Here is a 10,962-nt window from a genome sequence, read left to right as displayed (position 1 = left end):
TGAGTTCCTTCATCAACTCATCGGGCAGGCGGATTGTTGTTTGTTCTCGTTCCACGCCCCCATACAAGTGTATGAGTCGCCATTTTCCATTTTGGCCTTATGATGCACTATAATCCCGCACCTTTCGTGTCTCTAAATGACACGAGACTTCCAAAAAATTTTCGATACTAATCCCTAGTATTAAACTAATTTTTGCAATCTCATCAATGTAAAACCGTGTCTTCCCATTCTCTTTCCTTACATATCCGGCCTTTGATAATCCGAGTTGGGAAGCCATCTCTTCCGTCGAAAACCCCGCTGTTATTCTGGCTGCCTTAATCGAAACAAACACTTTCTCACCCCCTCGCACGTGTCTTTTTGAGACACCATTATATTACTGGGCGCAATAATGCATGTCAAGATCTTATATGACACAATTTTTTATTTTATTTGTATTTCGTGTCTTTTTGTGATTATATATATACAAATACTACTTTTGGAGGAATATTTAGAAATGCATGATTCAAAGTTATTTTATCTAGCGGTCGGAAAAAATATTAAAAGGTATCGCACTTTAAAGGATTACAGTTTACAGGATGTAGCGGTTAAGGTAGGTCTAACCAAGAAAACAATTCAAAGATATGAAAATGGAGAAATAAAAATCGACATGAGAAGGATCAGCGATATCGCAGACGCCTTAGATGTAACTGTAAAGGATCTTACAGAAGGGGCCATGTCTTATCTAGGCTTAGATGTCAGCGATCTAAGCTCCACTAATTTACCGATTGTAGGAAAAATGTCATGCGGAAATGGAGTATTGGCATATGAAGAAATTAATGGTTATGAACCAACTCCAAAACATTGGTTGCGTGGAGGAGAATATTTCTATTTACGAGCTAAAGGCGATAGTATGGCAGGAGCAAGAATAAATGATGGTGATTTGCTGCTGATTAGAAAACAGCCAGATGTTGAAAACGGAGAAATAGCAGCGGTGCAAATTAATGATGAAGCGGTATTGAAACGGGTTTTCAAAAGTAACGGCACAATTGTATTGCAATCCGAGAACGTAAATTATGAACCAATTATTTGTCAGGAAGGTACAGTTCTCATTTTAGGGAAGCTCAAAAAAATTGTGATCGATGTATGAGGAGGTCAAGATGAGAGTAGCTGCATATATCCGTGTATCCACTGACGAACAGGCAGAAAAAGGTAATTCCTTAAATGAGCAACAAGAACGACTGTCGGCGTATTGTAAAGCTATGGGCTGGCAAACTCCTTCATTTTACGTTGATGATGGCTATAGTGCTAAGGATTTGCGTCGCCCCGAAATCAAACGCCTCCTGACGGACATAGAACGTAGAAAGTTTGACGTCGTTCTTACATCAAAACTTGATCGCTTATCCCGAAGCTTGCTCGATTTGCTTCAGACTGTTAACATGCTCAGCGAACACGATTGCAGTTACGTTTCTGCATCGGAGAGTTTTGACACGTCAACCGCTGTCGGTCGCATGGTATTACAGTTGCTCGGCGTTTTTGCTGAATTTGAGCGAGAAAGAATTAGCGAGCGAGTAAAAGACAATATGACCTCTCTGGCCAAAAATACCACGAAAGCAATAACGCGACCTTGTTACGGTTATGATGTTGTAGACGGGCGCTATGTTATTAATGAGGATGAGGCTCACTTTGTCCGTATCATGTGCGACCTGGCAGAGGAAGGGGCTGGCCACCGCATGATTGCAAAAAAATTAAACGATCTCGGATCAACAACTAAGCGCGGCAAGATGTGGGATCAAGTAAATATAAAACGCCTGCTTCGCACCGAAACAATTGCCGGGATTATGGTTTACAATAAACGTGAAACCAAAAACGGTAAGGTTGTCATGCGCGAGAAGTCTGAATGGATCACAAAAAAAGAAAATCACCCCGGCATCATTACTCCTGAGCGGTTTGCACGAATTCAAACGATTATGCAGTCTCGAAAGCGAGCCCATAAGCACGCTGATAACGAAACCTATCTACTAACCGGGTTAGTTAAGTGTAAGTATTGCGGCAAAAATATGAAGGGCAGCACAAGTCGGCACAAAAGAATTAATAACGAGTATACCTATTATCGTTATATTTGTTCATCTTATGTTCTTGGTTATGGATGCAAGCACCATGCTGTGCACCGCGACGTCTTAGAAAAAATGATCCTTCAAGAAATGAAAAGAGTAGCATCATCTTCCGATAAAGAACTGAAATTAAAAATAGCATCATCAAGTAAGATCGCAGACGAAATAAAAGAAATAAGGGCTCAACTCATAAAAGTGGATAAGCGTATTCAAAAACAAATTGAAGCCTATGAAAATGATCTAATATCAGCAGAGGACTTAAAATCTGCTAGTATACGAGTTGAAATTGAACGACGCCAACTGAATGACCAACTATCCAATTTGGAAGCAAAAAAAGGAGATCCTTGCGAGGTAAAAAATAATATCACTAAACGCTTAAATGAGGCAACAGCTATAGACCGACTAACGGCGAAAAGAGCAATGCGCGATTTGATTCACGTAATCGAGCTAGGGGACGAAGAAATCAGCATTACGTGGAAGGCGTAAATCCATGTCGTGCCTTAATATACATTCGGATCGCCCTTCGCCTGAATATAGGTCGCCGTCCAAGGGACCCCGGCCGCATTTTGATAGTACAGCGCGCTGTCATGGTTGACATAATGCGCCGCCAGCCCGGCCGCTTCCAATTGCTCCGGCGTCGCGTCCTTGGTCAGCTTGTATACCATGGTGGCAATCATTTCGAGATGAGCGAATTCCTCTGTCCCGATATCGGTAAGCAAGCCGATGACCTTATCCGGAATCGAATAGCGCTGATTCAAGTAGCGAAGCGCCGCCGCCAATTCCCCATCGGCTCCGCCGTACTGCTCCAGCAGCAGCTTAGCCATGCGCGGATCGCATTTGCTGACGCGAACCGGATATTGAAGCTTTTTCTCATATACCCACAATGCCGCTTCCCTCCTAACGTTGGTTCCCCTTCTTCCCCGGGGCTTCCGTTACACCTGCCACGGCCACGGCGTGTCTGTCCAGGACCAAGGGCATTTCGAATAGAAGCCGCCCACCTGAAGGGGGCCGAACTTCTCCTGGAACTGCCTCGCCAACTTCATCCGTTCATGAACATAGTGATTGAACTGCTGGATCGCCTGATTGTCTTCGGGATGCGTATCCAGATACAGATTCAGCTCGACCAGCACAAAATCGATTTCCTGCAGCTGCAGCAGGCTGTCATAATACTCCCGAGTGTAGAAGGGGTGCGTGCCATGTGTGCTCAAGCCGTTCCCTCCTCCCGTCTGCCCTTCGGCCGATAAGGGCTGTATAATGCCGGCCACAGCGTTCCGCACCGGAGCGCCTGCGGCGGCGGGAATTGCGGCAAATTCGGGGGTTGAAACGTAATGAACAGATTGGGCGGCACGACATAGGTCTTGTAGGGCAGCGGCGGGCAAGGATCGAACGGACCACGGTACGGAATATAGACCCGTTCCTGCGAATGCGCTCCCGGCCCGCATGCGGACGGCATCGCTGCCGGTTCGGCCCAGCCAAGCGCTTGCTCGTTGTCCATGATGCTCGGTTACCTCCTTTATCAAGCGGATAAATAACGCTTCACTTCCTACTCATATGAGCTTCCCGGAATGTCCCATGACATGAAATAAGCCGCTCAGCAGCAATGGGTCTGCTGAACGGCTTGCCCGTTCATCGCTTCGTCATGGAATTGTCGCCCTGCCGGAGCAGACGGTTGATCGTCTCCCGCCGCACTCCGATCAGCTGCCCGATCTCCTCCTGCGTCAGCATGTCGGTAATGGGGGTCTGGTTCGTCATGCTGTCCAGCCACCGGGTCAGCAGCGCCAGCCGCTCGGCAGGCGATCCGATCGTCAGATGATCGAGCCGCTGCTGCATGAAGCGGAGCTTCTCCTGCAGCAGCTTGGCCACTTCGAGCGCTTTGCCGGAATTATTCCGCAGCTCCTCGTACCACGCCTCCGCTTCAATCCGCTCCACCGTGCTGGTTACCATCGCCGTCGCCGTCCCATGGCAGTCCTTCGGGGAGATAAGGGAATGATGCGGCACCATCTCGCCCGGATACAATATATTGAACAGCACGATGTTCCCGTTCTCATGCAGCCGGGTCACTTTGAACACGCCGCTCACAATCCGGTACAGGTATATGCCCGGATCGCCTTGGCGGAACAATATCTCCCCCCGATGCAGCGTCATCTTCATTCCTGCTCACTCCTTCTTCCATCCCGGCTCTTTCCTTTTCCTCTGTTCTTATTGTAAACCATTTTGCTTCCTTCCACCATCATTTACCCATTGAAACCAGAATGTTCGTTCGCTATATTGGTTATAAAATAGAACACAGGTTCGTATATGAGGTTATAAACATTTCCGCGTGCCTCCGCGATTTCAAGCGGAGCGCCGCATGGATGGACGTTACGCAAGGAGGGACCCGGTATGACTTTATTGTCCGCGACAAGCGGGCCTCCGCCTCATGACGGGGAAGACGCCCTGCTGGTGAAGCAGTATACCCTTCAGACCCTCGTCCTCGACGTGCTCGAGCGCGATATCGGCCGCATTGCCGTCTCGGGGCTGAAGATGGGAGAAATTTATATCCAGGGGCTGCGCCAGGCGCAGGACGACGCCGCCTCCGATCTGTTCCGCATCCGGAAACAATTCCGGCGCCGCGGGATTAAGATCGTGTCCGAGGAACGGCTGGAGCACGGCGTGCGCGTGCAGTACGTGTGCCGGGGGTACCACCGATCCTTCTACATGCTGCGCGGCCTGATCCGGGCCGAGGTGAAGAGCCTGCTGCAGCGCTATCTGCATATCTCCGGCAATCCGGGCGAACCGGAGGGGACAGCAGACAGCTAAGCCGCATCACAGGGCGGAACGGCACCCGCTCCGGCAAGCCGTCACGGCCATGCCGCCGCTTATCGGAACGAAGCTCCGCCAAGCCGGCGGTATTGTTTTTATCGGCGCGGACCGCCCTCCGATTCCATAAACTTCATTTGCATAGAGAATGTATGTTCGGTATATAATAAACACGAATGCACGTTCTTATTTTAGACTCGATTGGTTGAGGTGGTTACATTGAGCGGAAGCAAGGAACGGATTATCTTTTTGGCGGACTGCCAAAGCTTCTATGCCAGCGTAGAAAAAGCGGAGCACCCGGAATATAAACATATGCCGCTCGTTGTATCCGGGGATCCCGCGCGCCGATCGGGAATCATTCTGGCCGCTTGCCCGATCGCCAAAAGCTATGGCGTAACAACGGCGGAACGGCTTGGGGAAGCTCTGAACAAGTGCCCCCGCCTGATCGTGATGCGTCCCCGCATGCAGCATTATATCGACGTCTCGCTGCTCATTACCCAAATTTATGAACAATTCACCGATCTCGTCGAGACGTTCAGCGTCGATGAGCAATTTCTCGACGTGACCGGGAGCCGGACGCTGTTCGGAGACCCTGTCACCATGGCCAGAGAGATTCAGCGCAGCGTGCTCGAGCAGACCGGAGTATGGGTCCGGATCGGGATCAGCTCGAATAAAATTTTGGCCAAGATGGCCACGGATATATGGGCCAAGAAAAACAAAGAGGGCATCTTCGCCCTGGCTCCGTCCGACATCGAGACGCTGCTGTGGCCCCAGCCGGTCAACAAAATGTTCGGCGTCGGCTCCCGCATGACGGCCCATTTTGCCCGCCTGGGCATGACGACTATCGGAGATATCGCCAGAACCCCGCTGCCGCAGCTCAAGGACAAATTCCGCGCCCGCTTCGGCAAGCAGTCGGATATTCATGCGGAAGTGATGTGGCGCACCGCCAACGGCCTCGATGACAGCCCCGTCTCCCCGGATACGTTCCGCACGCCGCCGCAATCGGTCGGCCATATGATGACCTTGCCCCGGGACTACGCCACGGAATCGGAAGTGGATACGATTCTTCTCGAGCTTACCGAGGAAGTCTGCCGGGATTGCCGGCGCAAAGGATATATGGGCTCGGTCGTCACGGTCAGCTGCATGTGCAGCCCGTACGAAGCGCCGACCGGGTTCTCCCGCCAGATGACGATGCCGGATCCGACGAATAATACGAACAAAGTATTTGCCGCGGCCAAGCAGCTTTTCTATACGTTTTGGAACCGCAGGCCGGTCCGCCGCGCCGGCATCATGCTAAGCAAGCTGGTGGACGATCAACTGTATCAGCTTACCCTGTTCGAGGATCAGGAAAAAGCGAGAGCATTGGAGAGAGCGACGGACGGCATCAAAGAACGGTACGGCAATGCGGCGATCGTCCGCGCCTCCTCCGTGACCGCCGCCGGTCAGGCGGCAGACCGCGCAGCCAAAATCGGGGGGCATTATAAATGAGCAAAAAACTCCAAAAAAACGGTCTGTGGGAATCGAGCAGAATGATGCTTCCCCAGCATAAGGAAGCGCTGTTGAACCGCCGCCTCGGCCTCGATCAGGCCGCCCAGCCCGCTCGCACGGCTGAAAAACTATGTCATGCTCTCCCATTTGCAGACGATGGTAACCCGAAAAATCCGGGAGATCGAGCGCTCCTCCGAAACGCTGAAATCGCTGTATGCCCAGGCCGCCCAGGTTCTTGCGCAGCATATTGACCGGGATTTGTCCAAGACGGGACGCGCCATGCTGGACAAGAACATCCATCTGTTCGCGGGGGAGCACGACGGCCAGGCGATCACATACCCTTATACCTGCCGCGGCCATGAGGGCAGCTTCCTCATTACGCGGGAATATATGCGGGCCGACATGAGCAAGAGGCTGGGGAAATATACCGAGCATCTGGTGGCGGCTCTCCGCAAGTCCTCCATCCGGGCGTGATGGGCGGGAACCAGCCCGGTTCAGATCCGGCCGTTCCGGGCACGGGCATTGGAGACGCCGGCATCCATCGGGTATAATGAAATCGTTCCATAAAAAGGGAGGGGAGAAGCATGTGCGGGAGATATTCATTGACGGTGAGCTTGGAGGAACTGCTCGCCTATTATGCGCTGGAGGAGGATGCGGCTGCGGCCCTGCTCTCTTACGGGCCCCGCTTCAATATCGCTCCGGGCCAGCCCATCCCGGCTGTCATCCATGACGGGGCGAAGCTGAGAATCGGCCCGCTCCGCTGGGGCCTGATCCCCTCCTGGGCCAAGGACGGGAAGATCGGCTGGCGGACCGTGAACGCCCGCGCCGAGACGCTGCGCAGCAAGCCGGCGTTCCGCCTTCCGTTCGAGCGCAAGCGCTGCCTCATTCCGGCGGACGGCTTCTACGAATGGAGAACGGAGCCGGACGGCACGAAGCAGCCGATCCGGATCGTAAGGCAGGATGGCGGCCTCTTCCAGTTCGCCGGCCTGTACGACACCTGGATCGATGCCGAGGGACGCAAGGTAAGCACCTGCACGATCATCACGACCGAACCGAACGAGCTGATGGCTCCGATACATGACCGGATGCCCGTGATCGTGCCGCCCGAGCAGATGACGATGTGGCTCGACCGCAGCACGACCGACACGCTGCGGCTGGCTCCGCTTCTGCGGCCCTGCCCGGCCGATGAGCTTCGCGCCTACCCGGTCCACAAGCGGGTAGGCAATGCGAAGACGGATGATCCCGCTTGCATTGAGCCGCTCTCCTAACACGATACTCGAATCCGACAAAAGGCTGTCCCCTAGGCAGTGGACAAGGATGCGGGGCAAGACGGGATTTACACATAATATAGAGACGGCGAAGGGAAAAGCGGCGGAATATGGACGGGTTGAGACGAGGCCGTAAGACGGAGCTGGTGAAAATAAATCCTGCGTGAATGCAGGAATTAACGCTACTTGTGCCCGTATTTTATTAAATTCCTGCTAATGTGCATTATTTTGCTCGATTCTCGCTTTCTATCTATGGCACAGCCTGAAATTCCTGCAGTTTGCAGGAATCACTGTAACGGGCGAAACCTCATAATGGAAAGCTGTATTTTTGCATTATTTCGGCAAGCCGAGCTTTCAGAATTAGGGGGCTGTCTCATCACTGCAGCGAAACACTGTCGATGGGACAGCCCCTCTCGCGTTCAGGCCAGGCCCTGCCTGCCACGCCTCCGCTCGGCCGGCCTGTCCCGGCCTGTCCAGCCTGTTCGGCGGAGGCGGAGGCGTGGCAGAGGCGGATCGCCCGTCGCGCCGTCAAGAACTGCGCCGGCCGCTGCCCTGGCGCGGGTTCGGGTCCCCGCCGAGCGGCGGCGCGTCCGGCTTCGGCTGGGGCGGCGCGTCCGCCGGGCGGCGATCCGCCAGCTCGGCGTAGAGCATGCCGCCGAGAATGTGCGCGCAGCCCAGGACGGCGGACCAGCCGAGCCGCTCGCCGGCGAAGATGACGCCGGTCAAGGCGGCGAACACCGGCTCGGTGGCGAAGATAATCGCCACCCGCGCCGCGGAAGTATGCTGCTGGCACCAGGTCTGCGCCCAGTACGCGAAGCCCGTCGAGAGCAGGACGGACACGAGCAGGGCGAACAGCACCTCCGGCTTCGCGAAGCCGGCCAGCCGTTCGCCGAGCGGGGCCGCCGTCTCGGTCAAGCCCGAGAGCAGCGCGGCGAGCACGCCCACCGTAGCGAACTGAACGGTGACGAGCGGCATCGTCTCATACCGGGGCGCATACAAAGCCGTCACCGCGATATGAAGAGCGAAGCAGACCGCCCCGAAGAAGACAAGGATATCCCCGCGGTTCAAGGACAGACTGCCGCCGTCCACCGCGAGCAGATACAGTCCGGCGAAGGCCGCCCCCGCCGCCATCCAGGTGGCGGCCGACAGGCGCTGCTTCGCGATCAACAGCGAAGCGAACGGCACGAACACGACCGACATGCCGGTAATGAAGCCGGTATTCGTCGAGGTTGTATACTGGAGGCCGGCCGTCTGCAGCGAGAAGGCGCCGAACAGCCACAGGCCAAGCACACTCCCGTGAAGGAGCAGCCTGCGGTTCCACCGCGCCTTGCGCAGGCGGCCGCTCGCCAGCATCATCAGCAGGAACAGCAGAGCCGCTCCGGCGAAGCGCGCCGCGTTGAACGCCAGGGAAGATACGTCATCAAGCGCTCTCTGCACGATAAGGAAGGTCGATCCCCAGATGAGAGCCGTAATCAATAAGCATAACTCGGATAGCCGCGCCCGATTCACGCCGGATCTCCCCCTTTATATTCATATCCTTCCATGACTCAGCCTTTGATGCCGGTCGTCACAATTCCTTCAACGATGTAGCGCTGCGCCAGGAAAAAGGCCGCGAGCGGCGGCAGGCAGATGAGGAAGGTTACGGCCATGATGGAGACCATATCGACGCCGAACATGCCCCGGAATTGCGACAACCCGAGCGTCAGCGTATACTTGGTCTGATCGTTCAGGAAGATAAGCGGGCCAAGATAGTCGTTCCAGCTGCTCAGGATGTGGAACACCCCGACGAGAATGAGCGCCGGCCGCAGCAGCGGAACGATCAGCCGCAGGAAAATCTGTACCGGGTTGGCGCCGTCGATGCGGGCCGCCTCCTCCAGCTCGGTCGGGATGCCCATAATGAACTGCCGCAGCAGAAAAATAAAGAACGGCGACCCGAACCAGGCCGGCACGATGAGCGGCTTCAGCGTGTTGATCCAGCCGAGCGCATTGAATTCCATATAGAGCGGAATCATCGTGACCTCCCACGGAATCATCATCGATGCGAGCAGAATCAGGAACAGCGCATCTTTGCCGCGGAAGTGAAAGCGCGCGAAGCCGTAGGCGACCAGCGACGAAGAGAGCAACTGCCCGATAAGCGACAGCCCCGTCACGATAAGCGAATTGTTCAGATAGGTGTCGAACGGCTGCGATTGCCACGCCTTGGCGAAATTATCCCATTGGAACACGGACGGAATCCATTTCGGCGGAAACAGGTATAACTCCTCAGGCGTCTTGACCGCCGTCGTGATCATCCAATAGAAGGGCGCAAGGAACAGCAGCGAGAACAACAACAGCAGACTGTAGACGACAACCGATTTCATGCGCGTTTCTCTCATTTGTCTTTCCTCATTTCCCCTTCGTAATAGACCCAGGCCGATGAAGAGCGGAAGACAAGCGCCGTCAGCAGCAGCACGATGATGAACATGAACCATGCGTTGGCGGAAGCGTACCCCATTTTCGAATATTTGAAGGCGTTCTCATACATGTACATGGCATAGAAATAAGTGGAGTTCAACGGTCCCCCGCCCGTCATGACCAGCGCCAGCGTCAATTGCTGGAACGCCGCGATGATGGTCGTAATGAGATTGAACAAAATCGTCGGGCTGAGCATCGGCAGCGTAATGCGCACGAATTGCGTCCAGCGTCCAGCGCCATCGATGGCAGACACCTCGTACAGATCCTTCGGGATATTTTTGAGCCCGGCGAGGAAGATCAGCATCATCGTGCCTTGTCCCCACAGGCTGGCGATCACCATCGCCACCGGAGCCCACGTCGGATCATTCAGCCAATTCGGCCCTTCGATCCCGAAGATGGACAGCAAATAATTCAAAATGCCGTATTCCCCGTCGAACACCCACGACCAGATCATGGCCAGCGCCACGCCGGAGATGACCGACGGCAAATAGAAGGCGGAACGGAAAAACCCGCTTCCCCGGACCCGCTGGTTCAGCAGAATCGCCAGCAGCAGCGCCACCCCGATATTGAGCGGCACGAACAGCGCCGCGAACTTGAGCGTCACCCCGAGCGAGGTCCAGAAGAGAGGGTCGCCCCGGAACATCTCCACGTAGTTGGCTATGCCTACGAAGGTTTTCTCGCCGACAATCGGCCATTCATAGAAGCTGATGACAAGCGAGAACACGAGCGGTCCTAAGGTAAAAGCGAGAAAACCGATAATCCACGGCATTATGAACAAATAAGGAATGGCTGCCTGCCGCGGAAGAGCGGTCATCCGCCGGGTCGTTCGTTGCATCGTTCATCGTCCTTTCCGCTGAAGAGAA

General features: G+C 54.5%; 13 protein-coding genes and 1 pseudogene. 6 read left to right on the top strand and 8 right to left on the bottom strand.

Features of this window, described 5'->3' with window-relative positions:
• Positions 1 to 97: 97 nt before the first annotated feature.
• Complete coding sequence (locus tag OCY70_RS22595) at positions 98 to 331, bottom strand: helix-turn-helix transcriptional regulator (RefSeq protein WP_213427032.1); 234 nt, start codon at positions 329 to 331, stop codon at positions 98 to 100.
• Between the two features lie 162 nt (positions 332 to 493).
• Between OCY70_RS22595 and OCY70_RS22590 the strand changes: the two genes are divergently transcribed.
• Both OCY70_RS22590 and OCY70_RS22585 read left to right on the top strand, forming a co-directional pair.
• Positions 494 to 1,126, top strand: a complete 633-nt coding sequence (locus OCY70_RS22590) for a LexA family protein (protein ID WP_213427033.1) — start codon at positions 494 to 496, stop codon at positions 1,124 to 1,126.
• 10 nt (positions 1,127 to 1,136) lie between these two features.
• Complete coding sequence (locus OCY70_RS22585) at positions 1,137 to 2,576, top strand: recombinase family protein (RefSeq protein WP_213427034.1); 1,440 nt, start codon at positions 1,137 to 1,139, stop codon at positions 2,574 to 2,576.
• 26 nt (positions 2,577 to 2,602) lie between these two features.
• Here the strand turns inward: OCY70_RS22585 and OCY70_RS22580 are convergent.
• The 4 genes and pseudogenes from OCY70_RS22580 to OCY70_RS22565 all read right to left on the bottom strand — a co-directional run.
• Positions 2,603 to 2,974: pseudogene (locus OCY70_RS22580) on the bottom strand (manganese catalase family protein); the annotation flags it as partial.
• A 48-nt stretch (positions 2,975 to 3,022) separates the two neighbouring features.
• A complete protein-coding gene (locus OCY70_RS22575; protein ID WP_213427035.1) occupies positions 3,023 to 3,298 on the bottom strand; it encodes a spore coat protein CotJB in 276 nt (91 codons plus the stop codon).
• On the bottom strand, positions 3,295 to 3,585 hold the full coding sequence (locus tag OCY70_RS22570; protein ID WP_306433911.1) for a spore coat associated protein CotJA: 291 nt from the start codon (positions 3,583 to 3,585) through the stop codon (positions 3,295 to 3,297). Before OCY70_RS22570 ends, OCY70_RS22575 begins: the two co-directional genes overlap by 4 nt.
• Before the next feature lie 131 nt (positions 3,586 to 3,716).
• Positions 3,717 to 4,241, bottom strand: a complete 525-nt coding sequence (locus tag OCY70_RS22565; RefSeq protein ID WP_213427036.1) for a Crp/Fnr family transcriptional regulator — start codon at positions 4,239 to 4,241, stop codon at positions 3,717 to 3,719.
• A 231-nt stretch (positions 4,242 to 4,472) separates the two neighbouring features.
• Between OCY70_RS22565 and OCY70_RS22560 the strand changes: the two genes are divergently transcribed.
• The 4 genes from OCY70_RS22560 (at position 4,473) to OCY70_RS22545 (ending at position 7,645) form a co-directional block, all read left to right on the top strand.
• Complete coding sequence (locus OCY70_RS22560; protein WP_213427037.1) at positions 4,473 to 4,889, top strand: hypothetical protein; 417 nt, start codon at positions 4,473 to 4,475, stop codon at positions 4,887 to 4,889.
• 219 nt (positions 4,890 to 5,108) lie between these two features.
• Positions 5,109 to 6,377 carry a DNA polymerase IV gene (locus tag OCY70_RS22555; protein ID WP_213427038.1) on the top strand — a complete coding sequence of 423 codons (1,269 nt, stop codon included), beginning with the start codon at positions 5,109 to 5,111 and terminating at the stop codon, positions 6,375 to 6,377.
• A gap of 135 nt (positions 6,378 to 6,512) precedes the next feature.
• Entirely contained in the window at positions 6,513 to 6,851 is a 339-nt protein-coding gene (locus OCY70_RS22550; protein WP_249724684.1) for a hypothetical protein, read from the top strand.
• A 110-nt stretch (positions 6,852 to 6,961) separates the two neighbouring features.
• Entirely contained in the window at positions 6,962 to 7,645 is a 684-nt protein-coding gene (locus OCY70_RS22545; RefSeq protein WP_213427039.1) for an SOS response-associated peptidase, read from the top strand.
• A 528-nt stretch (positions 7,646 to 8,173) separates the two neighbouring features.
• Here OCY70_RS22545 and OCY70_RS22540 read toward each other — a convergent pair.
• From OCY70_RS22540 to OCY70_RS22530, 3 genes are read right to left on the bottom strand one after another with little or no spacing between them, the layout of a single operon-like run.
• On the bottom strand, positions 8,174 to 9,154 hold the full coding sequence (locus tag OCY70_RS22540; RefSeq protein ID WP_213427040.1) for a DMT family transporter: 981 nt from the start codon (positions 9,152 to 9,154) through the stop codon (positions 8,174 to 8,176).
• A 38-nt stretch (positions 9,155 to 9,192) separates the two neighbouring features.
• Positions 9,193 to 10,020, bottom strand: a complete 828-nt coding sequence (locus OCY70_RS22535) for a carbohydrate ABC transporter permease (RefSeq protein WP_249724686.1) — start codon at positions 10,018 to 10,020, stop codon at positions 9,193 to 9,195.
• Complete coding sequence (locus tag OCY70_RS22530) at positions 10,017 to 10,934, bottom strand: carbohydrate ABC transporter permease (RefSeq protein ID WP_213427041.1); 918 nt, start codon at positions 10,932 to 10,934, stop codon at positions 10,017 to 10,019. Before OCY70_RS22530 ends, OCY70_RS22535 begins: the two co-directional genes overlap by 4 nt.
• Positions 10,935 to 10,962: the final 28 nt, after the last annotated feature.

Source organism: Paenibacillus melissococcoides, from assembly GCA_944800085.1.
GTDB classification, from domain to species: domain Bacteria; phylum Bacillota; class Bacilli; order Paenibacillales; family Paenibacillaceae; genus Paenibacillus_B; species Paenibacillus_B melissococcoides.
Note: the sequence above shows the minus strand (reverse complement) of the source record. Positions and strands in the feature narration are given on the sequence as shown.

Bases quoted from the DNA above. Each gene is read 5' to 3' on its own strand.
- OCY70_RS22590 (WP_213427033.1), top strand. From the start codon at position 494: ATGCATGATTCAAAGTTATTTTATCTAGCGGTCGGAAAAAATATTAAA.
- OCY70_RS22585 (WP_213427034.1), top strand. From the start codon at position 1,137: ATGAGAGTAGCTGCATATATCCGTGTATCCACTGACGAACAGGCAGAA.
- OCY70_RS22570 (WP_306433911.1), bottom strand. From the start codon at position 3,585: ATGGACAACGAGCAAGCGCTTGGCTGGGCCGAACCGGCAGCGATGCCG.
- OCY70_RS22565 (WP_213427036.1), bottom strand. From the start codon at position 4,241: ATGAAGATGACGCTGCATCGGGGGGAGATATTGTTCCGCCAAGGCGAT.
- OCY70_RS22560 (WP_213427037.1), top strand. From the start codon at position 4,473: ATGACTTTATTGTCCGCGACAAGCGGGCCTCCGCCTCATGACGGGGAA.
- OCY70_RS22550 (WP_249724684.1), top strand. From the start codon at position 6,513: ATGCTCTCCCATTTGCAGACGATGGTAACCCGAAAAATCCGGGAGATC.
- OCY70_RS22545 (WP_213427039.1), top strand. From the start codon at position 6,962: ATGTGCGGGAGATATTCATTGACGGTGAGCTTGGAGGAACTGCTCGCC.
- OCY70_RS22535 (WP_249724686.1), bottom strand. From the start codon at position 10,020: ATGAGAGAAACGCGCATGAAATCGGTTGTCGTCTACAGTCTGCTGTTG.
- OCY70_RS22530 (WP_213427041.1), bottom strand. From the start codon at position 10,934: ATGCAACGAACGACCCGGCGGATGACCGCTCTTCCGCGGCAGGCAGCC.